The sequence below is a fragment of the Oculatella sp. FACHB-28 genome (assembly GCF_014696015.1).
In the GTDB taxonomy this organism is placed as follows: domain Bacteria; phylum Cyanobacteriota; class Cyanobacteriia; order Elainellales; family Elainellaceae; genus JAAUTN01.
This window is the reverse complement of the sequence record NZ_JACJPJ010000047.1, coordinates 196556-212744: the sequence shown is the minus strand read 5'-3', so window position 1 is coordinate 212744 and position 16189 is coordinate 196556. Positions and strand designations below refer to the sequence as shown.

Here is a 16189-nt window from a genome sequence, read left to right as displayed (position 1 = left end):
GTCTTTGTTCCCTGAACTTAATCTATATCTGAGGCGTTGTTGGGTTCCGCATTCGCTTCACCCAACCTACGAATACTAGGAATACTCGCTTAAGGGTAGGTGATGCTTACCTTGTGTCTGGCGATCGCTAACCCTAGAAAGAATATTTGCTAACCTCTCAGACAGTCCCTTCTCATGCTTCAGAGTTGTACTCCTCCACCGCTAAACCTATCCATTCCATCAGCATCCATTACGTCGGCAGACCAGATGACGGTACACCCACTCAACGAGGAAGAAGCTTGTGAAGATCGGCTGCGGCAGCTCATTTTTGCAGTTCAGCAGCATCCTCGTAGTAGCTTGACCTGGCGACGAGCCATGAACCAACTGCTGCTAGAGATTCAGCAACTTCCCGGTTTAGCAAAATCTAATCATCCAGACTATCCCGAAGCACTCAACGACACGTTTTTGCGCTTGGCTAACGAGATTCACGAATTTGAGCCGCAACAGGCTTCCCTGCAAAAAAGTCTGATTGCCTGGATCAATGGCAAATTGCGGCTGAAATATCGGATTAAAGATTTAGTGACGCCCCAACGTCCTCCCCGCACCAAAACCCAAAACCCAAAAATCGAGTTTCAGCGGCAAGCTCAAAAGACTCCTATATCAATAGATAAGCCTTTAAGTGAGGATGCCAGCACCACGTTTGCCGATCAGCTAGTTGCTCCCGGTGCCTGTACGATTTTGGAATTAGAGGAAGAGGTTCGTCAGGCACAGGCAGCGCAACAGCGAAATCGGATTGGGCTGCAACTGGCTGAATATATTGAGACCGATCCGGAGGAAAAGCTGCGGCAGTGCCATCCCCAAGCCTATCCAGACTGCAACTGTCAGATGCTCAGCCAACGGCTATTGCTCAAGCATCCACCCGACCGGATGGTGCAGCTTGCTCGTGAATTTGAGATCAACTACCACACGTTGAACTGGCACTGGAAAAATCGAGGTTTGCCGCTATTGCAAACTATCGCCCAAAATTTAGGCTATCAGCCCGATAAAGATATAGAGATTTAACCCAAAATTTTGTAGATGCACGAAGACAGTCCTATGAGTCCTTCTATTGCCCCCCCTCGGCTGACGATTCCCATCAGTGCCAAGGCTCATGATGTGGCGCGAAAGTTTGCGAGTGAACAGATTGATGCTCACAAGGGCAAACGAGTTTACTTAAATACATTGGCGGTTTGGGCAGTTCATCGTTATCTCAAGTGGCTATACATTGAGTCTGACCTGAAGCGCAGCAATAGCTGGAATGCGGTACTAAGGGCGCTGTTTGACGTGGCAGATCTGGTGCTACCTGATTTAGGACGGTTGGAATGTCGCCCCGTGTTGCCCGGTGAAAAAACGATCGCCCTCCCCTTACAATCCAGCCCTGATCGCATTGGCTATGTGCCAGTCCAGTTTGGCAAACAGCTCAACGAGGTGGAGCTTTTGGGTTTTGCTTCGGTTGCAGAGGTGACTGAGCAACAAGAGGTGCTGACGTTGGGAACGTTGCGATCGCTTGATACCCTACTCGAACACCTGAGTGAATTGGAAGCCGCAGCCAAAGCACCTCAATCACTTCAGTTACCCCAGTCCGTTTCACCCGTGCATCTGAGCGACTGGTTAAAGCGAAATTTTGAAGCAGGTTGGCAAGCCGTTGAAGAACTGTTTGGGGAGCGATCGCCCAGTTTTGCCTTTCGTCGTGCTGCGATTCAGCGAGTGAAGCGGATTGAGTTAGAAAAACCGAAGGAGAAAACTACTGCAACAACAGAGATTCAGGAACCGCCTACAGCCCTGGCGCTAGTGGTGACGATTTCTCCGGAAACTGAAAATCAGTTTGGTATCCACTTACAGGTTTACTCCAGTGGGGAACCTGCTGAGTTGCCGCCCCATCTTCAATTAAAGGTATTGACTGCGGCTGGAGAAGTCTTCCGAGAAGTGACCGCTGGAGCCACTGATACCTTCCTTCAGTACGAATTCACTGCCCAATTAGCAGAAGAATTTCAAGTCGAACTGGCTTGGCAAGATATTTACGTCACAGAATCCTTTGTAGTTTGATCCACCCCTCTATGCATCTCCACAAGAAACAGGGGAGTAGGTAAGTAACGATGGCTAAGTTGGTGACGCTTGATCTAGATGGCGACCTGCATCAGGGCATAGCTGTCACATTAGAAATTCGCACCGATGGAATGGTGGAGGGACAGCCTCCAGCCAGCATTCAGTCACGGGTAAAGGGGAAACTGCCTGCGGCGACTCATTTGCTGGAGCAATATCACCAGTGGCAGTCACTTTACCGCAGCCTGAGTTTGCTGTTTCGGCTGGGCGATCGCCCAAACCCCATTACCTCCGGCTCCAGGACAAACATTCTGACAGACTGCCAAAAAGCAGCAGAACATTTATCCGACCAATTCAACACCTGGCTGTCAGCGGAATCATTTCGCCCCATCCGAGAGCAGCTTTTAGAAAAGCTATCGGTACACGAAGCGGTGAGGCTGATTCTCCAGGCAGAAGATACCCAACTGCGACGATTGCCCTGGCATCTGTGGGATTTGCTCCAGCGCTATCCAAAAGCCGAAGTTGCTCTGAGTGCGCCTGCCTACGAACGAGTAGAATCGACCAGCCCAACCCGAAGCCATGCCAGAATTTTGGCTGTGTTGGGCGATCGCACCGGCATTGACGTAGAGAGCGATCGCCAGCTTCTAGCCAACCTGCCCGACGGTGCTGAAACCGTTTTTCTGATTGAGCCAGAACGCCAGGAACTACAAAAATATCTGTGGGATGCTCAGGGTTGGGACATCCTGTTCTTTGCTGGACATAGCACCAGCGACCCAGAAGGCGAAACCGGACAAATTGAGTTGAATCGGGGCGATCGCCTTTCCCCCGATGAGTTGACTTATGCACTACGGAAGGCGATCGCTCGTGGCTTAAAGCTGGCTATTTTCAACTCCTGTGACGGACTCGGGCTCGCCCGACGGTTAGAGCGGTTGCACCTGCCCCAAATGATCGTGATGCGCGAACCCGTTCCCGATCGCGTCGCCCAAGAATTCCTCAAACACTTCCTCACCAGCTTTTCTGGCGGACAGCCCCTCTACACTGCGGTGCGAGAAGCCAGAGAACAGCTTCAATCTCTCGAAACTCACTGCCCCTGCGCCACCTGGCTCCCTATCCTGCACCAGAACCCCACTGCCCCCCTCCTCACCTGGCACTCCCTCACTCCTTCCATTCCAACCCCCAATCCCCAACCCCCAACCCCCAACCCCCAGCCCCTAGCCCTCAGCCCCTACAAAGGACTCTCCGCCTTCCAGGAAACCGACGCGCCCCACTTCTTTGGACGAGAAGCCCTAGCCGAAAAACTCACCCAAGTCGTTCATCAGCGTCCCTTAGTTGCCATCATCGGGGCATCAGGCAGCGGCAAATCTTCCCTCGTTTTTGCCGGACTCATCCCACGACTGCGGCAGTTGGACTGGCTGGTCATCAGCTTTCGTCCTGGCAACCGTCCCTATTTTCGGCTGGCAGAACAATTAGTCCCGTTGCTGGAACCGACGCTGAGCGAAACCGAGCAGCTAGTGGAGATTAACAAACTGGCGATCGCCCTTCAGCAAAATCACTTGACTTTAGCGGATGTAAGCGATCGCATCCTGCAAAAATTTCCCCAATCCAAGCGATTACTCCTGGTCGCTGACCAATTTGAGGAACTCTACACGCTCTACGAAGAAGGGAATTCTGTTGAGGAAACCATCCGTCAACAGCAGCGCTTTTTAGACGAACTGCTAACAACCGTGGAGCGCAGCCAAAACTTTACTTTGGTGTTGACCCTGCGGGCTGACTTTTGCGAACATGCGCTGGCTTATCGTCCCTTTGCTGAAGCACTGGGGCGCTTTCCGCCGGAATTGCTCAGCCCAATGACTCGACAAGATCTCCAGGCAGCAATTGAGAAACCCGCGATCGCCCAGAGAGTTCACCTGGCAGAAGGGCTGACCGAGCGAATTTTGGATGCGGTGGATGCCTCCCCCGGACAGTTGCCGCTGTTAGAATTTGCCTTGACATTACTATGGGAAAAGCAAAGCAATGGCTACCTGACCCACGCTGCTTATGATGCGATCGGTGGAGTCGAGCAAGCCCTGGCTAGCTACGCCGAACAGATTTACACTGCTCTAACCCCAACCGCTCAACGTCAGGCGCAGCGAATTTTTATTCAGCTTGTCCATCCGGGTGAAGGCACTGCTGACACTCGCCGGTTGGCGACCCGCCAGGAAATCGACGAGAATCACTGGCATCTGGTGAATTACCTGGCAGATGCGCGCCTGATCGTTAGCCGACAGGACGAAGCCACAAGTGAAGAAATCGTTGAACTCGCTCACGAGGCACTGATTCAGGAATGGCAGCGATTGCGCCAGTGGCTCGAAGAAGACCGCAGTTTTCGCACCTGGCAAGAGCGGCTCCGCAGCACCATTCGCCAATGGAAAACCAGCCAGCGCGATCAGGGCGCTTTGCTGCGTGGCGCAACCCTGCTAGAGGCAGAACACTGGCTGCACAACCGTCAGCCTGACCTAAGTGCGATCGAGCAACAGTTCATTCAAGTCAGCCTGGAGTTGCAAACTCAGGAACAGAACTTGCGCGATCGCCTGCGTCGTCGTCGGATCTGGGGGCTCTCTAGCGGTCTAGCTACAGCCCTATTTTTAGTCGGGATGACCACCTGGCAGTGGCATCGCGCCGAAGTCGTGCAGGCGAATGCTCAACTGAATACGCTAAGCACTTCCTCAATGGAATTGTTTAACTCCGGCAAAGAGTTAGAGGCACTGCTGGCATCCCTGAGAGCAGGTCGGCAGCTCAGCTGGTTTTTTAGCGAAAATCCTGAAACCCGCGCTAAAGTTGTCACTTCGCTTCAGCAAATTATCTACGGCATCCGAGAATATAACCGTCTGGACGGACACGATCGCACCGTCATCGACATCACCTTCAGTCCCGATGGGCAACTGCTCGCTTCTGCCAGCGACGATAAAACCATCCGCCTGTGGCGGCGAGACGGCACCTGGCTCAAAACACTGGAAGGGCACAGCAGCAACGTTCGCAGCGTCAGCTTTAGCCCCGATGGGCAACTGCTCGCTTCTGCTAGTGACGATAAAACCATTCGCCTGTGGCAGCGAGACGGCACTGCTGTCGGCGTTTTGGAAGGGCATCAGGATAAGGTAAACGCGGTTAGTTTCAGCCCTGACGGTCAGCTTTTGGCTTCAGCCAGTGCAGACGGGACTGTCAAACTGTGGCACCAGAATGCTGGCGGTGAACCAATTACGCTGTCAGGACACATGGGTTGGGTCTTGTCCGTCAGCTTTAGCCCCGACGGTCAAACTCTGGCATCAGCAGGCGTAGATGGCATTCGGATCTGGAAGCTAGATAGTAGCCCGGTGGCATTCTTACCTATTCCCAACGATTTGGTCAGCCTTAGCTTTAACCCAGATGGGCGAATTCTCGCTGCTGCCAACAAGGATGGCACCGTACAGCTTTGGAGGCGGCAGGGGGAAACGTTTGAGCCAGTTTTTTCCACACCCCTGCAAGCTCACCTGAATCGAGTGTGGCGGATCAGCTTTAGCCCCGATGGTCAAACCTTTGCCACTGCTAGCGCAGACAACACCGTTAAACTCTGGCAGCTAGACGGAACACCGATTAAAACTTTGCAAGGGCATAGCGCCCCAGTTTATAGCGTTGGCTTTAGCCCGGATGGAGACATTCTCGCTTCCACCAGTGCCGATCAAACCATTCGGCTCTGGCATCCTGACAGTTTGCAGCCGCTTACCTTCAAGGGACATCAAGACCGAGCCAGCGATCTAGACTACAGCCTGGATGGACAGATGTTTGCCACAGCGGGGGCTGACAACGTAGCAAAACTCTGGCGGGCAGATGGTACCCAACTTGCTGTTCTGAAAGGACATCAGGAGCGAGTTCACAGCGTTAGCTTTAGCCCCGATGGTCGGGCGATCGCCACCGCCAGCGCCGACCGTACCGTCAAAATCTGGACGCTAGAAGGCAACCTGCTACAAACTCTAGATGGGCAGGCAATTCTGCGCGACGTGAACTTCAGCCCTGACGGTCAAATCCTCACAGCGGCAGCAGAAGATCACACGATCAAAGTGTGGCAGCGCAGCAGCAGTGGCGAATTTCTGGCAAATCCCGTTCAAAGCTTGAGTGGACACAGTGACCACGTTGTCGTCGTATCTTTTAGCCCTGATGGTCAAACCTTGGCTTCGAGCAGCGATGACGAAACGGCAAAGCTATGGCGACGATTAAGAAACGGTAGGTTTGCACCCGACCCGATTGCAACTTTGACCGGACATGCCAGTGCTGTTAAAGATGTCAGCTTTAGCCTGGATGGTCAAACCCTAGCAACGGGTAGCCTGGATGGAGACGTGCGGCTGTGGCGACCAAACGGCACTCCTCTGCTGGAGCTTAGAGGACACCAGTCAAATATTGGCAATGTTGCCTTTAGCCCCGATGGTCAAACTCTGGCTTCAAGCAGCATAGACGGCAAAGTGATGTTGTGGAGCCTCAACGGTTCGCTCTTATCTACGTTGAAACTTGGCGTGCAGGGAGAATCTACCATCGCAGGACTGAGCTTTAGCCCCGACGGGCAAACCCTTGCCGCTAGCACAGGTGAAGGCACCGTAGTATTGTGGAACCTGAACCTGGATGACCTACTAGCTCGCAGTTGCTCCTGGGTGTGGGATTATTTGCATACCAACCGCAGATTGAGTGAAAGCGATCGCCATCTCTGCGATATTCCCACTCGGTGAACCGTGAGCACAAATTATGAGTCAGCTTTTGTGGATTGCGATCGCCTGGATTGGTGGAACAGCCCTAATCCTCGGTAGCCTGATGACCCTCGGTAGCCTGCTGCTGTTTTTAGTACCCGCTGGAGCAAAACCCGCTGCTAAAGGAAATTCAACTAGTTCGACTTCCCCTCGACCCTGGCAAAATCAGCTAAAACTGTTGTTGCTCTCGCTCTCGCTGACGCTTGCAGGTTTGGGACTACTCAGCCTATTTCCCTTTCCTCAAGGAAGTCTCTGAGGATACAGTCTCTCGGTAATCGTAGCAACTACATCTTGCACAGGGTCATCAAGTAACCCTTAATAACAACCTTTGCACTTTCTTTGCAGAACTTATGGGCGAGCGCTTCACCAGTTTTAGTTGCGGCTCCGGTAATGCTCGTCACTTTTCCTGCTAATCGTCCACTCGTGAAAGAAACTTTTTATTCATATGCTTACTCCAACTATTGTTGAGAGAAAAGCATTTGACATCCATAAAAGGTAGGGGATGGATAAAGGAACAGAGGGAATAGAAATAATCTATTACTTCTATTCCCTCACTACTATTTGTCCTGTCCTTCTACGTACATAGGTGGCTCAACCGCAAAATTGTCGAGTCGTCCTGACTCGTCTAGCACATAGCCGTGCGTGGTTGGCAAATCTGAACCTTCTTCTTGCTCTTCTTCTGCCTTAATGTTGCGAATGTTCTTTTCCACATCTACATTAGAAGGAATTTCCGCGTCAGGCGCATTTACATCAGTAGCCTGGGCAGTCTGAACCGCCCACTGGTCGCCCGGAGCGCCACGTCCTGGCTCTGCCTCTCTCGGATCTCCAGGAGTAGCGGCTTCTCTACGGTTCATTGGATCACTCATAAATAGGTCCTATTATTGCAATAAATTACAGTCAGCGCGATCGCCCCACAGCTATTTCGCATCAAGCGGCTGTCTGCAAGAACTCGCAACCGACTATTTGTCACCATACTTGAGCCGCAGCAAGGTGCGCTCCATCGTCAGTAAGAGCTGGCAAACTTAACTCTATTTCTTCGGTCAGGTTTTAAGTCTGAGTAGTTTCGCTGCCGTGCTATTACTGCTAGCGGAAATTAGATCAAGTAAACCCGTTCAAGTTTGAGTTTGACTTCCATTTACGTTCAGATGCAGCTTTAAAAAATGGTGGTGTCAACCAATCATTCTTTTAGTTCGCGCTAAGTTTGGTCGTGAAATTAGTATTCTGGTTTCAGCAAGAAATGTATAAACTAAAGCACCAGGAAGCGGCAAAAATGGTATGGGCAAACGCTTCTACTCAGTTTTCTAGCTTCTTGCAACTCTTCGATAAAAGAGGCGATCGCCCTCCACCCAATCTTTTAGGGCGGAAAATCTGATCTAGTTAGCTAAACTCAACTTAAAAACTAAGTTAACTGTATAAAAAAGTTCCTGAATTTTCTACATACAGATAGAAACATAGGAATTGCTTTAACTTTACATACAGCTTTTGCCTCTTTACCCGTATTTTATCAACTTTGAATGAGATCCTGATAGCATTGAGTACAACAAACAGGATGCCTATCTTTATTTTGGGACTAAGCGAAGTATTTCAGTTTTCAGAGGATGCACTGCCGCTTTTGAGTTCTACCAGACGGACTTAGTATCCAGCTCAAAGCTGCACAGGGTTTAAGCATTTGCCTCTCAAACTGTTGTGATGTGACCCAACAAAGACTGAATCTTTTATTACTTGTCACTTGTCGCTAGCGATTTGATGACCCATGTTCTTCTTCGGCTCAATCAGAATTCTCAGCAGCCTAGTTGCAAGCAGTCTACTTCTAATGAAGCAAAATTGAACTTGTCAGCACCAACGGGGCAAACTCTGAGTTCCGCAGTTGCCAAAGTTATCTCTGATGTAAATTCAACAAAATTCTTTTGCCAATAATTGGAGCTTGCACAGAGACATTCAGGGGTTGCTAGACGACTGAAGGCAGGGGTTTAAGCAGCATTTAACTTAGCCTTCACTCGGTCAGCGATCGCCAAAGCCAAAGCGTTTTTTGGAGATTCCCCACAAGATTCAAACAGGTTTTAAGTGTGGTTTTCGCAGCAAAACTCAAAATTCTCTAATCGTTACTCCTTGAACTGAAGCAGAGTGGAATCAATGAACACCCTTTCTATGTCTAGCTACAGACCTTTTCAGAAGTTGCATCCCCTGAGCTTACTGGCACAGCTTTCAAGCCGGCAAGCAAGTGGTTGCTTACAAGTGGCAACTAACTCTGCCTCATGGTCAATCTATTTAGAGCATGGCAAACTCACTTATGCCTCTAACTCGATCGATCCATTTGATCGGCTCGATCGCCACTTGCGTCGCCTCAGCGCTCAGGTTCCGGCTTTAGTTAGCGCGATTCGCGTCCAGGTGCGCCTGCTGTTTGAAACGGCAATGGAGCATCAGCCGACTCAGAGCCGTGATTACCAAGCAGTTTGCTGGTTAGTTGAGCAACAGTATCTCACTACGGCTCAAGCTGCCATGTTGATCGAAGACTTGGCTAAAGAAGTTGTGGAATCTTTTCTGGCGATTAAAGAAGGCAATTATGAATTAGTCGATCGCCAACGGTTTAATGAGTTTCCGATCTTCTGCCATCTCGACCTACGCTCACTGGTTGAGCATTGCCAGCAACAGTTGCGCAAACGGCAGTCAGGCTCAACCTTTGCCTCTCCAGTCGTGCGTCCCGATTTTCTCAATCGGAATGGTGGCGATCGCCCCAAAACCCCACAAAAGCCGTCTGTTGTCGTTCAACCCAATGCAGCTTACCCTCCAGCATCCATTCCCACTCAACCTGCCCAGCCTGCTCCAAAAACCACTTACACAATTGCCTGCATTGACGACAGCCCAACAGTTTTAAATGCAATCAACTCATTCTTGGATGACAAAAGTTTCTCGGTTTTGATGATCAACAATCCAGTCAAAGCCCTCATGCAAATCGTGCGGAGCAAACCCGACCTGATCTTGCTGGATGTAGAAATGCCTAACCTCGATGGGTATGAGTTGTGTTCACTGTTGCGTCGCCACTCATCCTTTAAAGACACGCCAATCATCATGGTGACGGGCAACACTGGCTTTATCGACCGGGCAAAAGCCAGACTTGTAAGAGCTTCTGGCTACTTAACCAAGCCTTTCACTCAGTCAGATCTGCTGAAGATGGTATTTAAGCATTTGACCTGATTAAGGGTTAGAAGTTGCGAATTAGGGATCAGGTAGGGGCAGGGAGCTAGTCGCAGGTTGGGTGAAGTTGTAGGTTGGGTGAAGCATAGCGGAACCCAACTTAAGGGATAGTGGCAGGAAGTTTGAAAAGTTTCCCTGTTTCTGTTGCTATCCTTCAAGATTTCCTAAATTCGCCTTAAAAAGGGGACTTTGACTTTCAGTAGAGATAGCTCTGATTCCTCCTGCCCAAGAGGGGCGAGGAGAGGATTGAGTGCAACCACTTTAACTGTTCAATCACCCTTTAACAGCGTCTTCAATTCCGCGTTTGATCCAATTTATTGGAGTTGCTTCAAATAGCTAAACCTCTGAGCTGTATGGGTTACGCTGCGCTAACCTATCCTACGGCTCTTTCCAACCCTAGCCCCCAGCCCCCAGCCCCTAGCCCCCCTAAATAAAGTCCAAGTCGATCCGGATCACAACCACAATCGCTGTTAATTGGTTTGAGGACAATCAAGGATGAGCATTACTTTGATGGGCACGATTTTGATCGTCGAAGATACCGTATCTGAGATGGAGTTGATGAGCCACTATTTGCGGGAGAGCGGCTACGTCATCATCAATGCAGGCAGCGCAAAAGAGGCGCTCAACAAAGCGATCGAAGAAAAACCAGATATCATCATCACCGATGTGGTGATGCCTGGAATGAGTGGCTTTGAGCTATGTCGCAGCCTCAAAAAACATCCCGTTACAGCCCAAGTACCCATCATTATTTGTACCTCAAAGAATCAGGAAATCGACCGACTTTGGGGAATGAAGCAGGGAGCCGACGCCTATGTCACCAAACCGTTTACCCGAGAGCAACTTATTCGTGCCGTCAAGTCCATCGCAGGCTGATATGCCCAATTCGGCGCTGATAACGCCCAATTCGCTGCCTAATTTACAGCCAGGCCGTCAACAAAAGCCTGTAGGAGATGCTTACCTCAGGTTCCGCCTGGGGCAACAAACTCCGGCGGTGTTTTCGATGAAACACGTTCAGGAAGCGCTCATCCTACCTGTGCATCGCCTTACACCCATGCCTAATATGCCTGCCTGCATGTTGGGGTTAATGAATCGCCGCAGTCGCGTCATGTGGGTCATTGACTTGGCGCAGCTTTTAGGACTGCCTGTGCTAGATACGAGTGTGCGGCAATATAGCCTGGTGATTATTCGGGTGGGTTCGATCCCGCTGGGTTTGGGGGTGCAAAAAATTGAAGGAATTGCCTGGTTAACCGCTGAATCTATCCAACCTCCACCGGGACAGGCTCCATCTAGCTTGCTCCCCTATTTGCGTGGATGTGTTTTGCAGCAGCAGGAAATCTCGCTGGTGCTAAACGCTGAAGCCATCGTGCAATCGTCAATTTTGCATTCTTAACTTTTGCCCCCGATTGGTTTTGCCTTTGTCTTGTTTGAGTTGACTAGCTCGCTTGCCAGTGAGTGGACAGATAGCAAGTGAGTTGGCTTTTGCCTGACCCCCAGGACACCAACCGTATTTAGTCTGATCCATTGATATTCACTTCTGTCCACTTACCTACCCAAGATCTACGCTATGGCTAATCGGACGCATTCCAATGGTAATGGTGATTTGAACCCCTCCCAAATCACTACTCCCCTGTCAGCTATCTTTTCGGATGATTCAGCAAGTCAGGCAAACCAGGCTGGTCAAGATCCACTGGAAGCGATCGCTCCCACTGATGATCAAACCAATTTATTCGCAGATTTTCCTGAGGCAACTCTGGTTGAAGATGAGGCGAATGAGTCCATTCTTCCAGAAGATTCCTTATCCCAAAGTGTTCCTGAAAAGCCACGCAGTGTATCGCTAAACCAGCAGCTTCTAACCACTGTATTACCCAGTATGTTGGTGCCGCTGGGTGTGGTGGGTTTGATGGGCTACAGCATTACAAACCAGCGAGCAGCCAAGGTCGTCGAGCGAGATTTACAGGATCGGGTATTGGCAGCGGGTGAATCGGCAAACGATTTGCTGCAAGAGGCGCTCAAAATTCCCACGGTTGTGGCAACTGATCCGCCTGTAATTGATTTTGCTAACACGGCAGCCCAGGAAGCGGAATTGATTGGGCTAACTCAGGAGCCAGTTGAGCAGGCAGAGCAGCGGTTTGGCGCAACAAAACTGGTGCTTGACAGCGGCATGAATGATTATGTCAGCCGTGCCGCGCAGGTGGGGCAGTTTGTCGAATTTTCGGTGACTGAGCGCTACGGCTTTAACATTGCTTACGATCGCAAGCCCTCTGATTTTGTTCAGAGCGATGAGGGCTGGTGGCAGCAAGCAAAGGATGGCGATAGCCCGGTGATTGAGTTGGGTTTTGATAGTTCAACGAATACAGCGAGTGTGGCGTTGACGCAAGCGATCGCTGACCCCAACACGGGTGAGTTTCTGGGAACCGTGCGCGGTGTTTTGCCTGCCAGCTATTTCAACCGGGCACTCCAAGCATTAGGCAATGCGGCGCTATCTGGTTCTGAGCAGGTACAGATTCTTGCGACCACTGCCGATGGCAATGCGATCGCCCTTAGCACCCTCACCGCCCAAGGCAGCAGCGATGGTGCTGAGGTTCTGGGAGGAGACGCGGTTAAGCAGCAGGTGGCAAATCTGGTGGCACGCTCTCAGGCAACTAGCACTCAATCTCCGGGTGGCACTTTAGTTGTAGAGGCAGTGGCAAATCAGAATGGCGATCGCACCCTACTAACTAATGCGGTGGCAGACGGCAGACTCTACAGCCTGTCCACCATTCCTGGCACCAACTGGATCGCCGTCGCCTCGGTTGACCAGAGCGCGACCGATAGCTCTGGGCGTGGCTGGGTGCTGCTGTTTGCCTCGCTGTTTGTGATTATGGGCGGTGTGGCAGCGGCGATCGCCACCCATCTGGCACGGCGGCTGTCCGGCACGATGAATCAGCTTACCCAGGTGGCTGAGCAGGTTGCCGCTGGAAATCTCAACGTCTACGCCGAGGCAAAAGGCCCCGCTGAAGCCCGTCGCCTGGCCCACAGTTTTAACCATCTGATTACACAGGTCAAAAGTTTGCTGCAAAAGCAAGCTGAGGCAGTTAAACAGGCCCAGTTCTTTACCGATATGGCCAGTGCTGCCAGCCGGGGCGACAACCAGCGCGTGTTTGATCAGGCTGTACAGGCTGCGAAAAAGCAACTGACGGTCGATCGGGTGGTGATTTATGCCTTCGAGCAAGACTACAGCGGTATCATTGCTGCCGAGGCGGTTGATCCGGGTTGGCCGCGTGCGCTCAAAGATAAAATTACCGACCCCTGCATTCCCAAGCAGATTTTAGAGGAATATCGGCGCGGTCGTTTTGTGCCCACGAGTGACCTTCAGGCAACCGACTATTCCCCTGCCCACAAGCAGCTTTTGCAGCGGCTAGAGGTGAAAGCAAACCTGGTTGTGCCAGTCGTAGCAGGTGAACGGCTGCTGGGTCTGCTGGTGGCGCACCAGTGTTCTGGCACGCGAGTCTGGAAGCAGTCTGAAATTGGTTACCTACGAGAACTGGCGGCTCAGGTTGGGCTGGCGCTAACAGGAATGACTCTGGCAGCCCAAAAAGCAGCCGAGGCTGAGCGGGCACAGATCCTCAAGGATGTCACCCTGAGAATTCGGCAGTCGCTCAACACCAACGACGTTCTGCAAATGTCGGTGGATGAGGTGCGCCGAGCCATCAAAACCGACCGCGTGGTGATTTACCAGTTCAACCCCGATTGGAAGAGTGGCACCGTCATCGCAGAATCAATTGTCTCTGGCTGGATCAAAGCAATGGGGCAAATTATCAATGACCCCTTGGGCGAAGGTGACATCGATCGCTTTAACAGTGGACGCATTTGGACAAGAGACAACATTGAAGAAGCAGGATTGACCGACTGCCACTGCGAGATCTTGCGAAAGCTCCAGGTCAGGGCAAATATTGTTGCGCCGATCATGCGAAACGGTAAGCTGTTTGCTCTGCTGTGCGGGCACCAGTGTTCTAACCCGCGCATTTGGCAAGATTCAGAAGTCGATCTGTTTTCTCAGTTTTCCGCCCAGATTGGGTTTGCGCTTGACCAGGCGTTTCTGCTTGAACAGCAAACGGTCGCAGTTCGTCAAGCAATGCAAATTAACGAAATTACCTCACGCATTCGAGAAACACTTCAGCTTGAGCAGATTTACAGCACTGCCGTCAGCGGCGTCCGGGAAGCAATGAGATGCGATCGCACCCTCGTTTATCTGTTTGACGACAAGTGGAAAGGTAAAGTCGTTGCAGAATCAGTCGCCCGTGGCTTCCCGGTAGCCCTGGGTGCAGAAATTGATGATCCTTGCTTTGCCGAAAGCTACATCAGCAAGTACGTCAAAGGTCGGGTTCACGCCACTCCCAACATTTACGAAGCCGGACTCACCGACTGCTATCTGAAGCAGCTAGAGCCGTTTGGCGTAAAAGCAAACCTGGTTGCGCCGATTCTAACCGACAAAAAGCTAGTGGGTCTGCTGATTAGCCACCAATGTTCTGGTCCACGCGATTGGAAAGAGAACGATATCACTTTCATGCGGCAGGTTGCTATTCAGATTGGCTTTGCGCTTGATCAGGCACAACTGCTGAGGCAGCAGGCGACTGTCGCCGCTCGCGCCAAACAGCTCAACGAAATCACCTCCCAAATGCGAGAGTTTCTAGAGCCGGAAAACATCTACAGAGTATTACTACAGAACACTCGCGAAGCTCTAGAGGTCGATCGCGCGATCGTCTACCTGTTTGACGAAAACTGGAAAGGCAAAGTCATTGCAGAATCAGTCGCCCGTGGCTTCCCTGTTGCCCTCAATGCCAATATCAACGACCCCTGCTTTGCCCAGTCCTACATTGAGAAATACAAGCGGGGACGGGTACAAGCACTCAACAACATTTACGAAGCAAACCTCGACAAATGCTATCTCGGACAGCTAGAACCCTTTGAGGTAAAAGCCAATGTCGTCGCCCCAATTCTGATCCACGACCATCTATGGGGACTGCTAGTGGTTCACCAATGCTCTGGACCAAGGGAATGGCAGCAGATTGACATTGACTTTGTTTATCAAGTTGCCGTCCAGCTTGGGTTCGCTCTGGAGCAAGCCAAACTGTTTGAGCAAAAGGAACAGGCTCGAATCGCGGCTGAAGCTCTTTCAGAAGAACGGCGTCAGCAAAAAGAAGAAATTCAGCGGCAGTTGGTTGATTTGCTCACTGACGTAGAAGGCGCATCCAGAGGAGACCTGACCGTGCGGGCAGACGTAACCGCCGGAGAAATCGGTACGGTTGCAGACTTCTTCAACTCCATCGTGGAGAGCCTGCGGCAAATCGTAACCAAGGTGAAACACTCTGCTTTGCAGGTTAACGCTGCCCTAGGCGACAACGAAGGCGCAATTCGCCAACTGGCTGATGAAGCCCTGCGGCAAGCCGATGAAACGACCCGCACGCTCGACTCAGTTGAGGAAATGACGATTTCGATTCAGGCGGTGGCAAGCAACGCGAAGCAGGCAGAAACGGTCGCTCGAATGGCCTCGATGAGTGCTGAGCAGGGTGGCATAGCAATGGACTTGACCGTGCAAAACATCCTCAGTTTGCGTGAAACAGTCGGCGAAACTGCCAAAAAGGTGAAGCGTCTGGGTGAATCATCTCAACAAATCTCCAAAGTGGTGTCGCTGATTAATCAGATTGCACTGCAGACCAACCTGCTCGCCATCAACGCCGGAATTGAAGCCGCTCGTGCTGGCGAAGAAGGACAGGGCTTTGCAGTGGTTGCAGAAGAGGTGGGCGAACTGGCTGCCCGCTCTGCCGCTGCCACCCAGGAGATTGAGCAAATCGTGGAAAACATTCAGCGTGAAACCAGCCAGGTGGTTGAAGCAATGGAGCTAGGTACCACTCAGGTGGTCGAAGGCACGCGCCTGGTCGAAGATGCCAAGCAAAGTCTGGGACAAATCCTAGAAGTGTCTCACCAGATTGACCAACTGGTGCAGTCTATCTCCCACGCCACGGTATCTCAGGTGCAAACTTCTCAATCGGTCAAAGAATTGATGCAAGAAATTGCACTGGTGTCCAAGCGCACCTCTGTTTCGTCTCGCCAGGTTTCTGGCTCTCTGCGGCAAACGGTGGAAGTTGCCAAAGAGTTACAAGCGTCCGTTGGTACCTTCAAAGTCGGCTCTGAGGCTTAGT

At 51.3% G+C, this 16189-nt stretch carries 10 protein-coding genes; 9 read left to right on the top strand and 1 reads right to left on the bottom strand.

Features of this window, described 5'->3' with window-relative positions:
- The first annotated feature begins 174 nt into the window (after positions 1–174).
- From H6F88_RS09250 to H6F88_RS09235, 4 genes are read left to right on the top strand one after another with little or no spacing between them, the layout of a single operon-like run.
- On the top strand, positions 175–1041 hold the full coding sequence (locus tag H6F88_RS09250; protein ID WP_190642448.1) for a hypothetical protein: 867 nt from the start codon (positions 175–177) through the stop codon (positions 1039–1041).
- Between the two features lie 33 nt (positions 1042–1074).
- Positions 1075–2064, top strand: a complete 990-nt coding sequence (locus H6F88_RS09245) for a DUF1822 family protein (RefSeq protein WP_190642447.1) — start codon at positions 1075–1077, stop codon at positions 2062–2064.
- A gap of 50 nt (positions 2065–2114) precedes the next feature.
- Positions 2115–6794 (top strand): CHAT domain-containing protein, encoded by a 4680-nt coding sequence (locus H6F88_RS09240; protein WP_190642446.1) that lies wholly within the window; start codon positions 2115–2117, stop codon positions 6792–6794.
- Positions 6795–6810: 16 nt separating this feature from the next.
- Positions 6811–7068 carry a hypothetical protein gene (locus tag H6F88_RS09235; RefSeq protein WP_190642445.1) on the top strand — a complete coding sequence of 86 codons (258 nt, stop codon included), beginning with the start codon at positions 6811–6813 and terminating at the stop codon, positions 7066–7068.
- Between the two features lie 301 nt (positions 7069–7369).
- On the opposite strand, the gene H6F88_RS09230 is transcribed toward H6F88_RS09235, so the two are convergent.
- The gene (locus H6F88_RS09230; protein ID WP_199318273.1) at positions 7370–7678 is read right to left on the bottom strand and encodes a hypothetical protein; all 309 of its coding nucleotides are present in this window, start codon (positions 7676–7678) and stop codon (positions 7370–7372) included.
- Between the two features lie 341 nt (positions 7679–8019).
- Between H6F88_RS09230 and H6F88_RS09225 the strand changes: the two genes are divergently transcribed.
- The 5 genes from H6F88_RS09225 to H6F88_RS09205 all read left to right on the top strand — a co-directional run bounded on the left by H6F88_RS09225 (position 8020) and on the right by H6F88_RS09205 (position 16188).
- On the top strand, positions 8020–8184 hold the full coding sequence (locus tag H6F88_RS09225) for a hypothetical protein (RefSeq protein ID WP_190642444.1): 165 nt from the start codon (positions 8020–8022) through the stop codon (positions 8182–8184).
- Between the two features lie 761 nt (positions 8185–8945).
- Complete coding sequence (locus H6F88_RS09220) at positions 8946–10007, top strand: response regulator (protein WP_190642443.1); 1062 nt, start codon at positions 8946–8948, stop codon at positions 10005–10007.
- 495 nt (positions 10008–10502) lie between these two features.
- Positions 10503–10880 carry a response regulator gene (locus tag H6F88_RS09215; RefSeq protein WP_190642442.1) on the top strand — a complete coding sequence of 126 codons (378 nt, stop codon included), beginning with the start codon at positions 10503–10505 and terminating at the stop codon, positions 10878–10880.
- Positions 10855–11397 carry a chemotaxis protein CheW gene (locus H6F88_RS09210; protein WP_347277680.1) on the top strand — a complete coding sequence of 181 codons (543 nt, stop codon included), beginning with the start codon at positions 10855–10857 and terminating at the stop codon, positions 11395–11397. The genes H6F88_RS09215 and H6F88_RS09210 overlap by 26 nt, the downstream gene beginning before the upstream one ends.
- Before the next feature lie 174 nt (positions 11398–11571).
- Positions 11572–16188, top strand: a complete 4617-nt coding sequence (locus H6F88_RS09205; RefSeq protein WP_190642441.1) for a GAF domain-containing protein — start codon at positions 11572–11574, stop codon at positions 16186–16188.
- Position 16189: the final 1 nt, after the last annotated feature.